The organism is Desulfonauticus submarinus, assembly GCF_900104045.1.
GTDB lineage: Bacteria > Desulfobacterota > Desulfovibrionia > Desulfovibrionales > Desulfonatronovibrionaceae > Desulfonauticus > Desulfonauticus submarinus.
Genome location: NZ_FNIN01000001.1, coordinates 58,854 through 78,740, shown reverse-complemented (window position 1 = coordinate 78,740; position 19,887 = coordinate 58,854). Strand labels below are relative to the sequence as shown.

General features: G+C 31.9%; 18 protein-coding genes and 2 tRNA genes. 5 read left to right on the top strand and 15 right to left on the bottom strand.

What is annotated here, in order from left to right:
* Nucleotides 1-5: 5 nt before the first annotated feature.
* The 3 genes from BLP60_RS00415 to BLP60_RS00405 all read right to left on the bottom strand — a co-directional run bounded on the left by BLP60_RS00415 (nucleotide 6) and on the right by BLP60_RS00405 (nucleotide 5,045).
* Nucleotides 6-3,152 carry an efflux RND transporter permease subunit gene (locus BLP60_RS00415; RefSeq protein ID WP_092061678.1) on the bottom strand — a complete coding sequence of 1,049 codons (3,147 nt, stop codon included), beginning with the start codon at nucleotides 3,150-3,152 and terminating at the stop codon, nucleotides 6-8.
* Nucleotides 3,153-3,294: 142 nt separating this feature from the next.
* Nucleotides 3,295-4,437 (bottom strand): efflux RND transporter periplasmic adaptor subunit, encoded by a 1,143-nt coding sequence (locus BLP60_RS00410; RefSeq protein ID WP_200779087.1) that lies wholly within the window; start codon nucleotides 4,435-4,437, stop codon nucleotides 3,295-3,297.
* A gap of 14 nt (nucleotides 4,438-4,451) precedes the next feature.
* Complete coding sequence (locus BLP60_RS00405; RefSeq protein ID WP_092061675.1) at nucleotides 4,452-5,045, bottom strand: TetR/AcrR family transcriptional regulator; 594 nt, start codon at nucleotides 5,043-5,045, stop codon at nucleotides 4,452-4,454.
* A gap of 123 nt (nucleotides 5,046-5,168) precedes the next feature.
* On the opposite strand from BLP60_RS00405, the gene BLP60_RS00400 reads away from it, so the two are divergent.
* The 3 genes from BLP60_RS00400 (at nucleotide 5,169) to BLP60_RS00385 (ending at nucleotide 6,427) form a co-directional block, all read left to right on the top strand.
* Nucleotides 5,169-5,244 (top strand) — tRNA-Val (locus tag BLP60_RS00400).
* Nucleotides 5,245-5,255: 11 nt separating this feature from the next.
* Nucleotides 5,256-5,332 (top strand) — tRNA-Asp (locus BLP60_RS00395).
* 423 nt (nucleotides 5,333-5,755) lie between these two features.
* Nucleotides 5,756-6,427, top strand: a complete 672-nt coding sequence (locus tag BLP60_RS00385) for an adenylate kinase (protein WP_092061669.1) — start codon at nucleotides 5,756-5,758, stop codon at nucleotides 6,425-6,427.
* Nucleotides 6,428-6,526: 99 nt separating this feature from the next.
* On the opposite strand, the gene hslU is transcribed toward BLP60_RS00385, so the two are convergent.
* Genes hslU through BLP60_RS00370 form a run of 3 tightly spaced genes read right to left on the bottom strand, consistent with a single transcriptional unit; the run spans nucleotide 6,527 to nucleotide 8,981 of the window.
* Complete coding sequence (gene hslU / locus BLP60_RS00380) at nucleotides 6,527-7,840, bottom strand: ATP-dependent protease ATPase subunit HslU (RefSeq protein WP_092061666.1); 1,314 nt, start codon at nucleotides 7,838-7,840, stop codon at nucleotides 6,527-6,529.
* A 51-nt stretch (nucleotides 7,841-7,891) separates the two neighbouring features.
* A complete protein-coding gene (gene hslV, locus BLP60_RS00375; RefSeq protein WP_092061663.1) occupies nucleotides 7,892-8,425 on the bottom strand; it encodes an ATP-dependent protease subunit HslV in 534 nt (177 codons plus the stop codon).
* A 10-nt stretch (nucleotides 8,426-8,435) separates the two neighbouring features.
* Complete coding sequence (locus tag BLP60_RS00370; RefSeq protein WP_092061660.1) at nucleotides 8,436-8,981, bottom strand: O-acetyl-ADP-ribose deacetylase; 546 nt, start codon at nucleotides 8,979-8,981, stop codon at nucleotides 8,436-8,438.
* 259 nt (nucleotides 8,982-9,240) lie between these two features.
* Between BLP60_RS00370 and upp the strand changes: the two genes are divergently transcribed.
* Together upp and BLP60_RS00360 are read left to right on the top strand one after the other, a co-directional pair.
* On the top strand, nucleotides 9,241-9,867 hold the full coding sequence (upp, locus tag BLP60_RS00365) for a uracil phosphoribosyltransferase (RefSeq protein WP_092061657.1): 627 nt from the start codon (nucleotides 9,241-9,243) through the stop codon (nucleotides 9,865-9,867).
* A 64-nt stretch (nucleotides 9,868-9,931) separates the two neighbouring features.
* Nucleotides 9,932-11,170, top strand: coding sequence for a uracil-xanthine permease family protein (locus tag BLP60_RS00360; protein WP_092061654.1), 1,239 nt, complete (start codon nucleotides 9,932-9,934; stop codon nucleotides 11,168-11,170).
* 48 nt (nucleotides 11,171-11,218) lie between these two features.
* On the opposite strand, the gene BLP60_RS00355 is transcribed toward BLP60_RS00360, so the two are convergent.
* From BLP60_RS00355 to BLP60_RS00315, 9 genes are all read right to left on the bottom strand, one after another.
* Nucleotides 11,219-11,632 (bottom strand): hypothetical protein, encoded by a 414-nt coding sequence (locus BLP60_RS00355; protein ID WP_092061651.1) that lies wholly within the window; start codon nucleotides 11,630-11,632, stop codon nucleotides 11,219-11,221.
* 13 nt (nucleotides 11,633-11,645) lie between these two features.
* Complete coding sequence (locus BLP60_RS00350) at nucleotides 11,646-12,530, bottom strand: PilW family protein (RefSeq protein WP_092062831.1); 885 nt, start codon at nucleotides 12,528-12,530, stop codon at nucleotides 11,646-11,648.
* Between the two features lie 14 nt (nucleotides 12,531-12,544).
* The gene (locus BLP60_RS00345; RefSeq protein ID WP_092061648.1) at nucleotides 12,545-12,943 is read right to left on the bottom strand and encodes a prepilin-type N-terminal cleavage/methylation domain-containing protein; all 399 of its coding nucleotides are present in this window, start codon (nucleotides 12,941-12,943) and stop codon (nucleotides 12,545-12,547) included.
* The gene (locus BLP60_RS00340) at nucleotides 12,921-13,376 is read right to left on the bottom strand and encodes a pilus assembly FimT family protein (protein WP_092061645.1); all 456 of its coding nucleotides are present in this window, start codon (nucleotides 13,374-13,376) and stop codon (nucleotides 12,921-12,923) included. Before BLP60_RS00340 ends, BLP60_RS00345 begins: the two co-directional genes overlap by 23 nt.
* 14 nt (nucleotides 13,377-13,390) lie before the next feature.
* Nucleotides 13,391-16,930 carry a pilus assembly protein gene (locus BLP60_RS00335; RefSeq protein WP_092061642.1) on the bottom strand — a complete coding sequence of 1,180 codons (3,540 nt, stop codon included), beginning with the start codon at nucleotides 16,928-16,930 and terminating at the stop codon, nucleotides 13,391-13,393.
* Complete coding sequence (locus BLP60_RS00330) at nucleotides 16,918-17,271, bottom strand: hypothetical protein (RefSeq protein ID WP_092061639.1); 354 nt, start codon at nucleotides 17,269-17,271, stop codon at nucleotides 16,918-16,920. Before BLP60_RS00330 ends, BLP60_RS00335 begins: the two co-directional genes overlap by 13 nt.
* Before the next feature lie 125 nt (nucleotides 17,272-17,396).
* The gene (locus BLP60_RS00325) at nucleotides 17,397-18,035 is read right to left on the bottom strand and encodes a histidine kinase (RefSeq protein ID WP_159427659.1); all 639 of its coding nucleotides are present in this window, start codon (nucleotides 18,033-18,035) and stop codon (nucleotides 17,397-17,399) included.
* Nucleotides 18,036-18,211: 176 nt separating this feature from the next.
* Nucleotides 18,212-18,877, bottom strand: coding sequence for a response regulator transcription factor (locus BLP60_RS00320; RefSeq protein WP_092061633.1), 666 nt, complete (start codon nucleotides 18,875-18,877; stop codon nucleotides 18,212-18,214).
* 188 nt (nucleotides 18,878-19,065) lie between these two features.
* A complete protein-coding gene (locus BLP60_RS00315) occupies nucleotides 19,066-19,728 on the bottom strand; it encodes an AAA family ATPase (protein ID WP_092061629.1) in 663 nt (220 codons plus the stop codon).
* Nucleotides 19,729-19,887 lie beyond the last annotated feature (159 nt).

Sequence of the window (19,887 nt, the reverse complement as noted above, 5' to 3'; positions counted from 1 at the left end):
TCTCTTTACAACTTTTTCACTTCAATTTTATTTTTATATTTTCCTAATAGTTTATATATGAGAACATAAAAAAGTGGAATTAATAAAGTAGCAAGAAATGTAGAAGTTATTGTACCGCCTAAAACAACTGTTCCTATTGCATTTTGTGCTCCAGCTCCAGCACCATTTGATATAGCAAGGGGCAAAACACCAAATCCAAAAGCAAAAGAAGTCATCAAAATAGGACGAAGCCTAAGCTTTGCAGCTTCCAGTACAGCTTTTATTAATTCATAACCTGCATCAACTCTTTCTCTAGCAAATTGAACAATCAAAATAGCATTTTTAGTGGTCAATCCAAGAGTAGTAATAAGGCCTATTTGAAAATACACATCATTATCAAATCCCCTCCAGTTTGTTGCAATAATTCCACCAATTACGCCTAAAGGCATGCTTAACAAAATAGCAATTGGTATTGGCCAACTCTCATAAAGAGCAGCAAGTACTAAAAAAATAACAAAAATCGCAAAGGCATACACAAGGGGACCCTGATTTGTCGCCATCTTCTCCTGATATGATAATCCTGTCCAAGCATAACCTATTTCTTTTGGCAATTTACTAACAAGTTCTTCCATAATTTTCATAGCATCACCAGAACTATAGCCTGGAGCTGGCTCTCCCCATATATTGATAGAAGGAAAACCATTGTATCTTTCAAGTTGTTGGGGGCCGTATATCCATCTCCCTTTAGCAAATGAGCTAAAAGGAACCATTTTACCTTCTATATTTCTAATATAAATCTTTTTTAAATCTTCTGGTAACATTCTATAAGGAGCATCATACTGTAGATATACCTTTTTCACTCGTCCACTTTTTACAAAATTATTTACATACATTCCTCCAAAAGCAGCAGCTATATTTAAATTTATAGATTGAATAGGTAATTTTAAGCTACCTGCTTTTTCCCAATCCACATCAATTTTATATTCAGCAACTGGATCCATGCCATTTGGTCTTACTCTTATCAATCGTGGATCTTTCATTGCCATATACAACAATTTATTTCTTGCTTGCATTAATTTTTGATAACCACCCCCTCCATAATCAAGAAGCTCAAAATCAAAACCTGCTGCATTGCCTAACTCTATAATAGCAGGAGGTAGAAAAGCAAAAACCCTTGCCTCATTAAAAGTTGATACATATCTCATTAAACGTCCTGCAATTGCAGTGGCAGATAAATTCTCTTTTTGTCTTAGATTCCAATCTTTTAAACTTATAAAACCCAAAGCCACATTTTGCGCTTGTCCTCCAAAAGACATTCCTGCTGCATAGGCAAAAGATTTTATTGCATTTTTCTCATTTTCATCAATATATTTTGTTATTTTCTTCATAACTTGTTCAGTCTGTTCTAATGTAGAACCAGAAGGCAACACTGCCTGTACGAGTAAAATTCCCTGATCTTCATTTGGTAAATAACCTGTTTTCATATTAAGAAATAAATAACCAGTAATACTTACAATAATAATATAAATAAAAATAAGCCTTACTTTTTTTTCAAGCGTATACCCAACAACAGAAATATAAATATTTCTACCTTTATCTAAACCCTTATTAAATATCTTTAACAATGGTTTAAAAAGAAAAAATGTGTTTTCATAAATAGGCTGTCCTCTTTTCTTAGGCTTTAATATTGTTGCACAAAGCACAGGAGTCAAAATTAAAGCGACTATAACAGATAGTAACATTGCTGCAGCAATAGTTACTGAAAACTGCCGATAAATAATTCCAGTAGAGCCTGGGAAAAATGCCATTGGTAAAAAAACTGCAGAGAGAACCAGTCCAATCCCAATCAACGCCCCTGAAATTTCCTCCATGGATTTAAGAGCTGCTTCTCTTGGAGATAAACCTTGTTCCTCCATGATTCTATCTACATTTTCCACTACCACAATAGCATCATCAACAAGCAAACCAATAGCAAGAACCATTGCAAACATTGTAAGCATGTTTATTGAAAAACCTAAGACCCAAATAACACCAAACGTTCCAAGAACTACAACAGGAACTGCAATTGTAGGTATAATTGTTGCTCTAAAACTCCCCAAAAATATAAACATAACAATGAAAACCAAAATTATAGCTTCATAAAGTGTTTTTACAACTTCATGAATTGCAACCTTTGTAAAAGGAGTAGTATCATAAGGATATACTACTTTTACTCCTTGAGGAAAATATTTGCTCATTTCTTCCATTTTTTCTTTTATTTTATCTGCGACCTCAAGAGAATTTGTTCCAGCCTGCTTTCTAATAGCTAAAAATGCAGATGGTTTTCCATTATAATGTGCTAATATATCATAACGTTCAGTACCTAATTCTACTTTTGCAACATCTTTGATATAAATAGAACTACCATTTTGTTTAATTTTTATAGGTATTTTATAAAATTCTTCTGGAGTTTGAAGATAATGTTGCACAATAATTACAGCATTAAGCCTTTGACCTTTTACAGACGGAGCACCACCCAATTGTCCTGCAGAAACCTCTACATTATAAGATTTTAAAACTTTAACAATATCTTCTATAGTTAAGTTATATTTATTAAGCTTATCTGGATTTAACCAAATACGCATCGCATACTCTGTACCAAAGACTTCTACTTCTCCAACACCAGGTATTCTTGCCAAAATTGTCTCAATATTTGATTTTGCATAGTCTTTTAAATCATTTCCTGTGTATTTCCCATCATTAGAAACAATACCTAAAATCAAAAGATAATTTTTTGTAGATTTACTAACCCTAACTCCCTGTTGCTGTACTACGTCAGGCAAGCTCGCTGTAGCTAATTGCACCTTATTTTGCACTTTTGACCAAGCAATATCAGGATCTGTCCCCGGAGCAAAAGTAAGATCTATTCTACTTTGTCCAGAAGAACTACTTTTTGCACTTATATACCAAAGACCATCAAGTCCTGTTAATTTTTGCTCAATAATTTGCGTTACAGTACTCTCTACTGTTTCAGCTGAAGCTCCAGGATAAAATGCTTCTACTGAAATCATAGGAGGAGCTAATTCTGGATACTGAGAAACAGGTAAAAATTTTATTCCCAAAAGTCCAAAAGACATAATAGCAATAGCAATTACCCATGCAAAAACTGGACGTTTTAAAAAAAATCGCGACATTCAAAGCCTCCTACTTCTATCACTAATACTTAAAAACAGCTAATTTTAAAAAACATAAATCTTCATCTTACTTAGAAAAGTTATTTCTAACTAACCACCTGTAATCTCCAGCTTTCAAATTACAAAACACTTCCTATAAAATTTAAAGTGGTTCTGCCATTACAGAAATATCCGGCCTAATAAATTGAATCCCATAAACAACTACCTTATCACCTGATTTTAAACCACTTCTTACAAACCATTTATTTTTTATAACTCTATCTACCTTTATATATTTTATTTGCAATTTATTATCATCGTTTACTACATACACATAAGGAGTTCCTTTATGATCTCTTAAAACACTTTCCTGAGGGACTAAAATAGCATCTTGCTTTATTCCTTCAGTAATAACTGCTTTTACAAACATTCCTGGCAATAATTCATATTTTTTATTTGGAAAAATAGCTCTTAAATTAATTGATCCTGTTGTTTTATCAACTGTAACATCTTCAAATTGTAATCTTCCTTTATATTTATAAATTCTCCCGTTATCTAAAATTAATTCAACATTATTTCTTAATTTGTCACCACTTTTTAACACACCATATTTAATTTTCCTTTTTAACTCCTCAAGTTCAGCAATAGAACGAGGAATATCCACATAAACGGGATCAAAATTCTGGATAATAGCAAGAGGAGATGGCTGATAAGCAACAACTGTTGCTCCTTCTGTGATAAATGATTTGCCAATTTTACCAGAAATAGGAGCTTTGATATAGCAATAATTCAAATTAATTTGAGCTAATTTTATCTGAGCTTTATAAAGTTTTATATTTGCCTTTAACTGTTTTAACGCAGCCAAAGTATCATCATAAGCCTGCTGACTAATAGATTTTGTCTTAATAAGTTCACTAAAACGCTTACACTTTTTTTCCAAAGCCAATAACTTAGCCTGAGCCATTTCAAGAGAAGCTTTGGCTGCGTCTAGTGTTGCCTCATATCTTGAAAAATCAATTATATAGAGTAAATCTCCCTTTTTTACCATAGAACCTTCTTTAAAAAGCCTCTTCTTTATAAGACCACTTACTTGGGGAATAATTGGAGCAGACTGAAACGAAGAAACTCTACCAGGCAACTCTGTTTTTAATACCACTTTTTCAGGCTTAACTATTATGTATGAAACTTTAGGCAGCTGCCTCGACATAGAAGATTTTTTTTCTTCCCTATCACAAGCAACAAGTAAACATATTAACAAAAAATTTATTATTAAAATTTTCACACAAATAATGCGTTTTACATTCATACCATACCTCCAAATTACATATTTTTTAAAGCTTTTAAAAAAATATTAACAAAAGTTGATAAAGCAATGTCTATATCTTCAAAGCTTACTTCTTCACATAAGAAAATTTCATTAGTTTGAAAATAACAAAAAACCATACCAATAAAACCTTTCACAGCTATTTTTATATCTATATCTTTAGATATAGATTTTTTATGATATTTTACAAGTATATCTACTATAAGATTATCTAATTCTTCAATAAAATTTTTATAAATTTCTCTAATTTTATCAGAATATCTATTAATTTCAGAAAACACAATTTTTATAAATTTTTTTCTATCTTTTAATGTAAAATAAAGCCTTTCAGCAATAATTTTTAAAGTATCATACAAACTTGCCCCTTCTATCCGAAAAGAAATTTTTTGTAATTCAGATAAAATCGAATAATTCCTAATAACAGCTTCAAAAATACCCTCTTTTTTACCAAAATGCCTAAACAAAGTAATTTCAGAAACACCTGCAACTTTTGCGATTTCTTTTGTGCTTGTACCTAAATACCCTTTTTCAGAAAAACAATTGTATGCTGCTGTAATAATTTTATCCCTTGTACTTTCTACTTTATTCATCACATCCCCCAAGTAATGAAAGTTAGCACTTACTAACACAACTATTTTAAAATGTCATCTTTTTTTCATTTAAAAAAAATGTTGACAAGCAATACCCAAATATATAAAAAGTGTGCCTCACGGGGGCGGGTAGCTCAGTTGGGAGAGCATCGGCCTTACAAGCCGGGGGTCACAGGTTCGAGCCCTGTTCCGCCCACCACTTTGATAAGCGGGGTCGTAGTTAAGATGGTAATAACGCCGGCCTGTCACGCCGGAGGCCGCGGGTTCAAGTCCCGTCGACCCCGCCATTAAAACTGAACGCATATTAGCTTTGTTTGGCACTTTTTAAAAAGCCTCTTTCATAAGAGGTTTTTTCTTTTTTTAAATGCCAAAAAATTTCACTCACCTTCTTGCCACCAAAAACTTCCTCTAAACAAACTTGAACGCCCCTATTGTAAATATCAAGCTGTAGTATGTGAAGGCCTGTGCCTGAGTATACGCTGAATTGTTTATTAAAGTCCATATTGTTTGTGAAAAAAATATCTTTAATTAAGCAATTATTTCCATTTTTCTTTGCTTAAAATTAACTAACAACTGACCAAACTAACAACTAAAAATATTATTCCTAAGTTTTTAAACACCGTTATTCCCACTAATTGACAAAACAAGACAAAGAGTTTAGGATTGTGAAAATTTTCTTAAATAAAAAGAAATAAAAAGGAGGAGTAAAATTGAATATTCTAATTTTTGGACCAAATGGAAGTGGTAAAGGGACTCAAGGATCTTTAGTTAAGAAAAAATACAATTTAGCCCATATTGAATCTGGGGCTATTTTTAGAGAACATATTTCTCAAGGCACAGAATTAGGTAAAAAAGCAAAAGAGTATATTGATAAAGGCGAATTAGTGCCTGATGAAATTACTATTCCTATGGTTTTAGAAACATTAAAAGAAAAAGGAAAAGATGGTTGGTTATTAGATGGATTCCCTCGCAATATCAATCAAGCTAAAAAATTATGGGAAGCCCTTCAAGAAGCTGGAATGAAATTAGACTATGTAATAGAAATTTTATTACCCAGAGAAATAGCTAAAAATAGAATTATGGGACGTCGTATCTGCGTGAATGATCCTAATCATCCTAACAATATCTATATCGATGCTATAAAGCCTGTGGATGGAAAATGTAGAGTATGTGGTGGCGAGTTAAAAAGCCGCTCAGATGATCAAGACGAAGCTGCTATCAACAAAAGACATGATATTTATTATGATACTAATACAGGAACTCTTGCTGCAGCTTACTATTTTAAAGAATTAGCACCTAAAGCAGGGTTTAAATATATAGAATTAAATGGCGAAGGGACAATAGAAGAAATAAAAGATACTCTTTTAGCCCAATTAGATTAACTTAAGATTACAATCTTTAAATCCACAATCTTTTCTTTAGCAGATGGGGGCACTTTTTAAAGTGCCCCCATTTTTATTTCCTCTTTTAAACAACACTACTTATAAAATATATCTAGATAAATCTCTATTTTCCTCTACATCTTTAAGTTTATCTTTAACGTACTCTGCATCTATCACTACTTTTTGTCCTTTCATTTCAGGAGCTTCAAAAGACAAGTCTGCTAAAATCTTTTCCATTAAAGTATAAAGCCTTCTAGCTCCTATATTCTCTGTTTCTTCATTTATCTTTTGAGCAAAGCTTGCCATCTCTTTTAAAGCACTATCTGTAAACTCTAGATCTATATCTTCAGTAGCAAGTAGAGCTTTATATTGTTTAGTCAAAGCATTTTGAGGTTCTGTGAGAATGCGATAAAAATCATCTTTGGTTAAAGATTTTAATTCTACCCTTAAAGGAAACCTACCCTGTAACTCTGGTACCAAATCAGAAGGTTTGGAAAGATGAAAAGCACCAGCAGCAATAAATAAAATATGATCTGTTTTAACCATTCCATACTTTGTATTTACCACACACCCTTCCACTACTGGCAACAAATCTCTTTGTACTCCTTCCCTAGAAACTTCTGCCTTAGTTTGTCCATTTCCACCACAAATTTTATCTATTTCATCAATAAAAATAATGCCACTTTGTTCTACTCTTTCTTTAGCCATTTCTATAACTTTATCCATATCCACTAAACGTTCACATTCTTCTTGCACTAATAATTCAAAGGCTTCTTTTACCTTTACTTTTTTACTCTTTTTCTTCTTAGGAAAAAATCTACTAAACATATCTTTAAACTGCATTTCCATATCTTCCATACCTGGAATAGCCATTACTTCTATTCTAGGACCACTTGAAGATCTTATATTCACTTCTACTAATCTATCATCTAGTTTACCTTGTCTCCACAATTCTCTAAATTTTTCTCTTGTATTATGAGAGTCATCACTTTTAATATTGGGCAACAAAATATCCAATAATTTTTCTTCAGCATTGGCTTCAGCTTTCAACCTAACTCTCTTTGCCTCTTCTTCTTTAACCATATTAACACCTATTTCCATTAAATCTCGGATCATAGATTCCACATCTCGTCCCACATAACCTACTTCTGTAAATTTTGTTGCCTCAACTTTATAAAAAGGCGAACCTGCTAATTTAGCAAGTCTTCTAGCGATCTCTGTTTTTCCTACTCCAGTAGGACCAATCATTAAAATATTTTTAGGTGCAATTTCATCCCTAAGCTCAGGATCAAGTTGACGTCTTCTCCACCTATTTCTAAGGGCAATAGCTACCATTTTTTTTGCTTCTTGTTGTCCTATAATAAATTTATCCAACTCTGAAACTATTTCTCGTGGAGTAAGAGTACTTTCCATATGCATCTCCTCTTTGATATTTTCTAACTTATTGGCTTGACCAATTAAAAATTATAAAACCTCTAAAACAATATTTTGATTTGTATAAACACAAATTTCAGCAGCTATATTTAAAGAATCCTTAACTATTTCTCTTGCTTTTAAATCTGTATTCCTCAGTAAAGCTCTAGCAGCAGCTAAGGCGTATGCTCCCCCAGAACCAATTGCCACAACCCCATCATCTGGTTCAATTACATCTCCTGTACCACTTAAAACTAGAATATGTTCTTTATCTGCTACTATTAACATAGCCTCTAATCGTCTTAAATATTTATCCATTCTCCATTCTTTGGCCAATTCCACACTTGCCCGTAAGATATTACCATTAAATTCTTCCAGTTTCCCTTCAAACTTTTCAAATAAAGTAAATGCATCTGCTGTAGCTCCTGCAAAACCAGCTAAAACCTTTCCTTGATAAAGACGTCTTACTTTTTTGGCTTTATGTTTTAAAACAATAGCTTGTCCCATTGTTACTTGGCCATCACCTCCCATAGCCACTTCATCTTTAGCTCTAACAGCCAAAATAGTTGTACCTCTAACTTCCATAAATTCACTCCTATTTAAACAATCTTTTAGCTTCCTCTAAAAACACTCTAAACACTTCCTTATTGTAAAGATAAAAATAAATCTCTTGGATCCATTTATTTTTTAAACCTTCATTCAAAGCATCCAAGGCAATAGGTGCTGCCAAATCTAAAGGAAAACCATATACTCCACAACTTATAGCTGGAAAGGCAATTGTTTTAATCTTATAATCATATGCTAACTTTAAACAAGAAAAATATGCTTTTTTTAATAGCTCTTTTTCTCTATTACGCCCTCCTTGCCAGATAGGACCCACTGTATGAATAACATGCCTTGCATAAAGGTTAAAGCCTGGAGTAATCACAGCTTCTCCAGTAGCAAGAAATCCTTGCTTAGCTACTATTTCTTGTCCTGCTTTTAAAAGATCAGGGCCAGCAGCTCTATGAATAGCTCCATCTACGCCACCCCCACCAGCTAATTGTGGATTAGCTGCATTTACAATAGCATCAACTTTAGCCTTTGTAATATCTCCGTGTACAAGATAAAAATTTTCTGGACCTATTCTTATCTTATCCATAGCTCCCTCTTTTTAACTCAAAAAAATAATAAAAAGATGAGCATTATCATCAAAAAGTCAAGTCCATCATTCTTTAATTAACAAAAAATTAAAAAATCCTAACAATTACAAAAAATTATATAAGTTAAACAAAAAAATAAGTAATTATCTTATCTAATTTTCAAGCCTGACTTCTACCTTTTTATATTCAAAACTTTACTTGACCCAACAAACCATTTCCGATTAAGCATAGGCAATTTGGCAAAAAAAGGAGGAAAAAATGGCTGTAACTCTAGTAGACCATCCCCTTGTAAAACATAAACTTGGGATAATGCGCAAACACGATATAAGCACTAAAAATTTTCGAGAACTAGCCTCAGAAATAGCAAGACTGTTAACTTACGAGGCAACTAAAGACTTAGAAACAGAAAAAATGATAATTCAAGGATGGGCTGGTAATGTAGAAGTAGAAACCATAAAAGGTAAAAAAATCACTGTTGTACCTATTTTAAGAGCAGGACTTGGCATGTTAGATGGTGTTTTAGACCTAATACCTGGGGCAAAAGTCAGTATTGTAGGATTATATAGGAATGAAGAAACATTAAAACCTGTTCAATATTATGTAAAACTAGCTAAAAATATCAAAAATAGAATTGCCCTTATTCTAGACCCTATGTTAGCTACTGGCGGAACTTTAATAGCTACCATAGAACTTTTAAAAAAAGCTGGTTGTCAAAAAATAAAAGGACTTTTTTTAGTCTCTGCACCAGAAGGATTAAAAAAGGTTACAGAAAAACATCCTGATGTGGAAATATTTACTGCTGCTATAGATGATCGACTAAACGACAAAGGATATATCTTACCTGGGCTTGGAGATGCAGGAGATAAAATATTTGGCACTAAATAGGCACCAAAAGGGTGCCTATTTTTTTGATCTTTTTAAAAACCATTGAACGGTAAAAGGAGGTTTTATGGCGCAAGATCCAACAAAGTACAATTTTAGGCTAAAAGACTCTATTATCGGAGCACAAATGCTTTTTGTAGCCTTTGGTGCATTAGTATTAGTACCAATTTTAACAGGACTTGATCCTAATGTAGCTCTATTTACTGCAGGGGCAGGAACTCTACTTTTTCAAATAATTACTAAAGGCAAAGTACCTGTATTTCTTGCATCTTCCTTTGCCTTTATTGCCCCTATCATATACGGAGTAAAAACATGGGGCATACCAGGTACTTTGTGTGGTTTGGCAGCAGCAGGGGTAATTTATATTCTTTTAAGTATACTCATATCCATTAAAGGAGTAAGAATTTTAGAAAATCTGCTTCCTCCGATTGTTACTGGTCCTGTTATTATGGTTATAGGACTTATCTTAGCTCCTGTTGCAGTGCATATGGCAATGGGAAAAACAGGAGACGGAAGTGTTGTATTAGTACCTGAAAAAATAGCTATTGCAGTATCTATGATATCGTTAATTACTACTGTAATAGTATCCCTTTTTGGAAAGGGTATATTTAAACTTATTCCTATCTTATGTGGTATAATCGTAGGTTATATTATTTCTATTCCCCTAGGCTTAGTAGACTTTAGCCCAGTTTTAAAAGCCCCTTGGTTTGCAATACCAAACTTTACTTTTCCAGAATGGAACCTTCAAGCTATATTATTTATAGCACCAGTAGCCATTGCACCTGCAATTGAACATTTTGGAGATATTTTAGCTATAAGTTCAGTTACAGGAAAAGACTATTTAAAAGATCCTGGAGTACATAAGACACTTTTAGGAGACGGTCTTGCAACTTCTTTAGCCTCTTTTTTAGGAGGCCCACCAAATACAACTTATTCAGAAGTTACAGGAGCTGTAGCTTTAATAAAAATATTTAATCCTGCAATTATGACCTGGGCAGCAATTTGTGCTATTTTACTTTCATTTGTAGGGAAATTAGGCGCATTTCTTCAAACTATTCCTGTGCCTGTAATGGGAGGAATACTTATTTTACTTTTTGGAGCCATTATGGTTGTAGGAATAAATACATTAGTAAAAGCTCAAACAGACTTAATGGAAGCCCGTAATCTTGCTATAGTGGCAATTATAGTTATTTTTGGTGTAGGAGGAATGGCTTTTTCTGCAGGCGAGTTTACTCTAAAAGGAATTGGACTTGCAGGTATTGTTGGTGTATTTTTAAATTTGATTTTACCTGGAAAAAGAGAATAAAAAAGGGGGATATATCCCCCTTTTTGTTCATTATCTCAAAAATCAAAATTACAAATCAACCCTATACACAAATTCAATAGAGGCCTTTTCTCCACCTACTGTAGAATTAACATCTATCTGAAATGCATAAATAGAATAATTAACAGTGCCAATTTTATCTACTAAAGTTGCATTCATTGTATACCCAGGAACATTAAAACCAACAATATCAACCGTACTATTTTTATTGCATGTACCGCCTCCATTGCATGTTAGTTGATCATCAAGAATTTTAACAATTATATAGTCAGTTACACCTTTACTGACTTCTAATGCTCCTTCATATTTTTTCTGACTTCCAGAAAGAGTACTACCTGTTGTTAGCATATAAAACAAGGCAGAGATAAATCCCATTGCAATTAAACCTAAAACTAAAGTGCTTATTAAAGCAATACCTGATTCATTATATTTTGTTCTCATCATTATTATCCTCTGTTTATAAATTAAGAGGTTTCACAATCATTTTAATAACCTTCCATCTATAATGTTGATAATCTGTAGGAAGTTGTAAATTTATGCCATCAATTGTAGAGTTACCTGTAAAATTATATTTCTTATCCTCTTGTCCTTCTTGAACCAATAAATAAACTCTCACAGCTTTTAGTTGTTTTCTAATATCACTATTAGTAGTAGGAGCAGTTGTAGTTATATTATCAATTACTCCATCATCATTTGTATCAAGTTCAAACCGAATTTGAAAATCAGCCACGCAATTAACAATAGGAGTCGTTCCTCCTCCAACCAATCTCTGCAAATTACGAGTATATGGATTACATTTATCCAAATCCTGATTATTGCTTAAAGCGTATTCTATTTTGCTACATTTTTGTGAACTACATCCTGTGGCATTTGTTTCATAAGGAAAGCCTAAATAAACATCTGTCCCAGGACAAGTATTATATACTCCATTAGAGACAAATGTTTTGTTTCCTAATGAAATATAAACTAAATTATTATTTGTCTGATCTTCTCTTCTATCTTCCCATTTATTTGATATACAATCAGCTAACACATAACCTCGCGTAGATTTGTCAGTATTGTTGATTGTACTTCTAATAGTTAATGTTTTTGTAGAATTATCAAAAGCAATAATTTTATCATTGGTATCTGAAGCAATCCCATATCCAGCATGCTCAATATCTAACCTAATGAGTTCTAAAGAAGTTAATTTTTCTATCTGAGTTTCCACAGACTTAGTTTCTTCTTTAAATCCACCCAATAAAGTATTATAACTTTTATACGTAATGCCAAGAATTAATAAAATAACTGCCATTGATACCAATACTTCGATTAAGCCAACACCTTTTTCTCTATTATTCATAACAATCTTCCCAATTAGTAGTTTGATTGGTCCCTAATTACCGTACTTACAGAATAAGAACAATTTCTTCCCTTATAACTCCAATCTACCTGAACCTTAACCTCTTTCATACCAACTAAATCATTTACTGTTTTTACTACATTATAAACATAATTAGAATTTCTAAATTGAACATTTACTGTAGAATTACTATTTACAATGTTAGAAAATGGTTTATTTCTACACTCTTCTAATTCAAATTGAGCTATTTTCACTGCCTCATCTCTTAAATAATTATAAACATTAATATCTATTGCTTTTAAAAAAGAAGCAAGCAATCCTATTAATAGGATTGACAAGATAAGCATTGAAACAATAGCCTCAACTAAAGTAAAACCTTTCATATTATTTTTATTTAAGTATACACGCACCATTTCTATCTACTGCCCCCATTCTTACTCTTAACCTAGAAACAGTTATACAAGAATATTCTGGACTAACATTAACAACACTAGCGATATTACTAGGAATAACGCTAGATTGATTCTCAAAATATCCTCTTTTGCTTATGTTAAGAGTAGCATTATTAAATCCTGTATTTAAATTTATACACTTTATAATAGCTGTATTCTCTTTTAAGCAAGCCTGCTTATTACTTATACTAAAAGATAAACTAACTTTATGAGTAAAAGCACGCACCCTTCCTTCTTGTAACAGAGCTGCCATATTTTTTACATCAGATTCTATATGATATTTTTGAATCCATTTAGTAAAAGCAGGTACTCCCATTGCCGTCATAATCCCAATAATCACTATAACAATTAAAACCTCAGTTAAAGTAAATCCTTCTCTACTGTTCTTTTTCATAAGCACAAATCTTCCTATTTTTCAATCCATAATAAAATTTTACCCACTTTTCCTCCAGGAGAGGGAGGAATAATGGGAGCTGTTTCCGGGGTAACTCCTGTAAACCATCCACTTGAACCATCTGCACCTAAATCATCTTTTTTAATCTGTTCAATATTTCCCTTAGACAATTGTAAATATACGGTTTTATCAAATGCTTTAGGTTTATATTTTCCATTACAATCCTGAGTCAAACCAGCTCCAGAAATACAATTTAACCCCCATAACCTCGATCTTCCACCAAAAGAGCAAACATCTCCATTTGGTTCTGTAGTAGCAAAAAAGACTACATCATAGTCTGAAGCCACAGCAGGATCTGAAATCATTCGTTCTTTAAAGTATCCACCACTTTCTGGATCTAACTTCTTTCTCCAAGCAAAACCAAGATCATTTGTATCTATAGAATGACAAGCATCTGCAGGTGTCTCAACAATAGAACTTACCTCACAATTATCATTTTGAATACAATCGTCAATTCTCACGCCATATAAACTATTAACATCACTTGAACCACTTCCAGGGCTATCTTCTTTATAAAACCACCTACCAGTACCAAAGTAAATAAAATTCTTATCAAAACATTTCATATATTCTACTTTAGAGACAACTGGTTCCAAATCAGTATTAAATACTTTCTCATATCCCCAATATTCTGGATTATCATTATTTATTTTTATAAGCAACAGATTCCCAACCCATGAACTTCCATCCTTTTTATTAACACCTAAATACAAATAGTCCGAAGAGCCATTTTTTCGTCCACTGCTATCCATATCTATCCCTTCACTAAACAGTCTGCCTGCAAAAGAATTTGCAAAATAAGGAATTTTCTGCGCTATATTAATAGTTTTTGGATAGTTTAAAGCAATTTTTCCTTCACTTGTAAGTTTAAGAACAAATATCTTTAAATCTTGTTCTACATCTCCTCTATAACTTGTTGGGCCAGAGGCAAATATAATATAATGATTACCACCATATTTTATATGTGCAGGTCCAGAATAAGTAAAACCTAAATCTTTATTACTAAATTCCCATAGGAATTTTGGGGTTGTTGGGTCTGTAATATCTAAAGCAAAATAAGATGATCTACCCACACAACTAGAACTTGCAGGATCAGAACATACGTCACTAGGTGGATGAACCACATCGCTTCCAGAAGCACCACATCCTCCGCCTAGCCTCATTCCTCCAATTAATATTGTTTTAGAACCCATTTCTATTATATAAGGAGGCATATCTACATAATATAAATGACAAGAAGGATAATCAGGATCAGCTAAATACCGCAAATAAGGCATTGCATTTTTAGGTATAAACGCCCATAATTCCTTTCCAAGTTCTACTGTTTGACATACCGCAGAACTATCATCACATAACTTTACTACCTGTCCTTTACTAAGACCATCAGCCCTTGTTTTACCCACCTTAAACGCATGTAACATACCATCATTAGAACCTGTAAAAATTACTCCATACTCACCATAATTTACAACAGCTGGAGTAGAATAAATTATATCACCTAATTTCCAAACTCCATTAGCCATCCTTCTAACTCTACAGCCACTAATATCTTCTCCTCTAATATATTTAATAATATTTTCTGCAACATCTCCAGAACTTGTAAGACAACTATCAACTTTAGATGAATCTTGATACAATAAATTTTGAAATTTAGTTTTATTAGCAACAGTAAATTCTGCCATCTCTGTATCTGTATATGCTCCATAAATTTTTCTATCATCTGCAGAAGTAAGCTCCAAAACTTTTCCTACATTGATCAAAGTTTTAATTTCTTCTAAAGCAGAATACGAACCAACCTGCACATCCGCACTACCGTTAGCACTACTGTTATAAACATTTATTGTAAGCTCACCTGTTTGATTATCCACACTAAAGCCTAAAATATTATCGCTTAAAACTGTTAAAATTTTATCTTGATCTGTATCTTCCCGAATATTTTGAGCCTCCTTGGTATTAAGGAACCAATAAGTAAATATATTCCCAATCCAATCTACCTTTTTACTCGTTCCATTTGCATCAAAAAATCTTTTCTGCGGATAAAAAACTGCCTGATGAATTAAAGCTCCTTGTTTTCTTTTCTCGGAAAGCACAGACACAGATGTACCAGAAGATGCTTCTTTTAAAATAGCCTGAATAAAAGCTGTAATTGTATCCTTAATTTCAGAAGCAGTTTTAGCATTAAAAAAAGTATCTGGTTCACCATTCCCGTCAGTATCCCAATCATAACTTGAAGGAGGTAAATTTGTACATGCACTCCCAGCGCCATTGCCACAGTCATCCATAAAACAAACATCAAAAGGATAGCCACTTTTATTCCCTGGCCATCTCTTATTCCCAGAAGTATCAAAAGATCCATACATAGCCACGTTTTTTAAAGAAAGTTCTCCTGTTCCTCCTAAAAACAATCCGAGAGAATATACCTTATTTACGTTGACATCTATGCCATTAGCTTGCCTTAAAACATCGGCATGAACTCTATACGCTGGTACTACAGGGTCTGCTGAATAATTTTCAAAATTAGTATTAATACTACATGTTCTTATGATAGGATTACCTCCCACATTCCATTGACCATCTGAGGCTAATATAATGAAATTTTTAGCACATGGCACAAATTCACAGTTCTGCTTATTCGCATCACAAACATACAAAGGATCTCTAAACAAATGACTACTATCTTTCATTAAAAATCCATTAGAATATCGATGATCATTATGTTGTTTAAAATAATCATAAGCTTCCCACATTGCTGGACTTGTAGCTGTATAACCACCAGGATTAATTGCATTAATATAACGAGTAAAATAAGTATAAGGATGATCAGTATCTGCTTCTCCACCATTAGGGTAATCTCCTATATATACTTTATCCGGATAAATATACGTACTATAAAATAACACCCCTAGCCTCGGCCTTGACTCTGGCTTTTCCTCTCTTAAACGTTGGACAAGACCATCTATTCTAGACGTGGGTACTTTTACTAATACTCCATAATTTGTTTTTAATGTACAGTAACTTCCTGTACACGCTAAATCAGGATCACAATCTTTATCTGTAACTCCTCCACAACTATCTGGCCTTCCCCCAGTAATAGCCCAGCGCAACAAATCTATTCTTGCCATTCTAGCAAAGTTAAGCTTACTTCCACTACATACTCCAGAAATACTTCTTCCACTAACGTAAGTACGTGCTGCCTGAGTAAAACTACAACTTTCAGGATCATTAGTCTCTTGCCATACCCCATCTATTTTTTTATAATTCTTAGTAGGGATAAAATATCCCTCATACGTCTCACTGCTATCATAAGCATTTCCATAAGCCAGCCAGGCCATACTTCCACTTTTATCAATTACAAATAATATATTGGGTTTTACAGAAGCACTTAAAAAAGGAGGAGTGGCACAATAATCTGACATTGTAGCCCATGTTAAAACAGGCATCAAAAACAATCCCAGACAACCAATGATTAATATTAATTTATTTATTTTAAACATTTAGCCCCTCCTTTTAATAAAGGCATATTATTACATGGTATACAAATATAAGAGTACGGTTTAAAGTCATCTATTAACACAAAAAAAATCTTTTTACCTATCCCAATACATTGCATTCCTTCTTTATTTGCTACTTTAAACCAATGTTTACCCCTATATACACTTTCACCTAGTACCTTAATAAAAACAGCCTTTTTATATTCATTTATTTTTAGTACCTTGCCCTCCAACAAAATTGCATCTTCCATACTAGAACATTCTCGAGCATAAGAGTTAATACCTGAAAAACAAACTATTCCTATCACAAACAAGCCTAAAAAAAACACATGTTTTATTTTCATTCTTACTCTCTCCTTTTTTACCGTCTTAAAAACACAATCTTCACTTAGATTATATTTTCTAAATAAACTATTTAACCCAAAATTCAACCCCATTTTCATGGAAAAATCGTGAAAATTGTGGAAACTTATGTCCAAACAATAAGGGCTAAAAATCTTCCATTTTTTTGTTTTACTCTAAAATAAATATTTCTTTTTTTTACTATTTTTTTAACCAAAAAAAGGCCCAACCCAGACCCAGAAGAAATATTATCATTAATATCATTAGACACAAAAAAATATCTTTTTTTGAATTTGCCAGTACGAATAAAAATTTTATTTTGAGAATATTTAAAAGCATTTTCTAAAAGTAAAAATAACATCAGCTTAATTTCTACCTTAAGAGCATTTATTTTAATTGGTTGTAAATGAATTTTTGTATTCTTGAAATATAAAGGAGTTAACTCCTTTATAATATCTGTTATAAGTTTAGCAACATCTATATTTTCTATACTATATTTCCCACTCTGAAACGTAGAAACTACTTGTAAAATTTGACGCAAATCTTTTTCCATAAAATCAATTGACTTTTGCATACACTCTATTGCTTCAATATCCTGATTTTCTTTTACTAAAATAAGATTTATTTTTTGGGCAGAAAGCCAGTTCCCAAATTTATGAGAAATAGACTGAAATAAAATTGTTAAAAATTCATCAAACTCTTCTTTTTGTAAGACATAAGAATAAAATAATTTAAAAAAAACATAACTTATAGCTATTGCCAACACGAGTTCCCATAACAACAAGTGAAAAAATAATCTTTTTAATATCTCTAAAATTTGTGCAGGAACAAATCCATAGAAAAATAACTCTGAATAAAAGGAAACACCAATACCTATAGACAATAAAAGAAGACACAATATTAAGACTAGACAAAAATTTAAAAGTATAGATTTCTCTGTTGTTATTTTAATTTGTATCCCCTTCCTTTATAAGTCTCTATAGAATTAGATGGTAAAATTTTTCTTAAATTTTTAATATAAGTTCTTAAAGTGTCTTCTCCAACTATCACATTATCCCAAACTAGTTTCATGATTTCTTCTTTTGAAACCAACTCCCCTCTTTTTAAACACAAAATCTTTAATATCTCCCAACATTTCTTACTAATTTTTATCTCTTTATTTTGCTTAAAAATCTGACCACTTTCAAGATCAACACATATATCATCGATCCAAACTTTTTTACCTTGGACTTGACTCTTAGAAAATCTTTTTAACAAAGATTTAATTCTAAGCTCTAATTCTAAAATTTCAAAAGGTTTAGTTAAATAATCATCAGCACCTTTATCAAAACATTCTTTTTTAGAAGAAATTTCATTTTTAGCAGTTAAAATAATTATAGGTAAATCATAAAAACTATCTTTTAAAATTGATAAAATTTTTTCTCCACTAACATAAGGAAGCATTAAATCTAAAATAACTAAATTTATATCTTTTAAATTTATTTTATCTATATTTCTTCCATCTTTAAACCATTTTACAATATAATGTTTAGATTCCAAATACTTTTTAACAGCAAGTCCTAAATATTCATCATCTTCTATTAAAAGAAGAGTTTTTTTACTTTGCATAAACTCTTTAACGTCCTCTTAAACAAATTAGATTATTCTTTTCTCCATTTACAATATTTTCCCCACCATCATAAAAAAATTTTGCTAATTATTTAATTTATTCCACCCCTAAAAATCTTTAATAATTCATCATAAATATTTTTTATAATTTTTTAACTTCCCAAGTTGTAATATTTTTATCTTTGCTATCAAATTTTATTCCAAAGCAGATAAATAGGTTTATTTTCTGCTAGATATTTTTGATAATATTTTTTGTCTTCTATTTGTTTGATTGGGTCTTCTTTACTATCTACTTTAAATTCTATAATCATATCTTTTAAAACAGAATAGAAATTTTTTAAAATATCCCTAGCTGTCCTTGCCTTGTCTTTATCCAATATATTATCCAAAATAGGCTTGTCATATTCATCTATCAACACTATTACCGAAGAATTATATTTAAAATAAGTATTTTCTATAAGCTCCTTAAAACAACTTTTATAAAATTCAAGATTTGAACATTCTACTTTAAGGTGCTTTATATTGGTTCTCAAAATATAGTTTATTTCTTCATAAATACTGTCTATTATAGAATAATCTCCACTACCAAAGGAGATTCTAATCACAGGATGAGGAGTAAAATCATATTTGTCATAAATGTATAGACCTTTGAAAAGCTCTTTGTTTCCTTCAAAAACCTCTTTTAATGTGCTTAAAAAAAGACTCTTACCAAATCTTCTAGGACGAGAAAGAAAAAAATAATTAGTACCTTCACTAATTAACTTGTAGATAAACTTAGTCTTATCCACATACACGTAATCTGCACTTCTAATCTTCTTAAAAGTCTGAATACCTATAGGTAGCTTTTGCATTGAGTGCCCCTTAATTTTTTGTCTTAATTTTTAGGTATAGTTAGAGTGAGGTTTGTGTCAACCACTAACAAAATTAAAAAAATACTTACTCCTCTAGACTAATAAATAAAAAAATCTTAACTAATTTAAAATAAAAATGTAATATAATCCCAAAAAAGG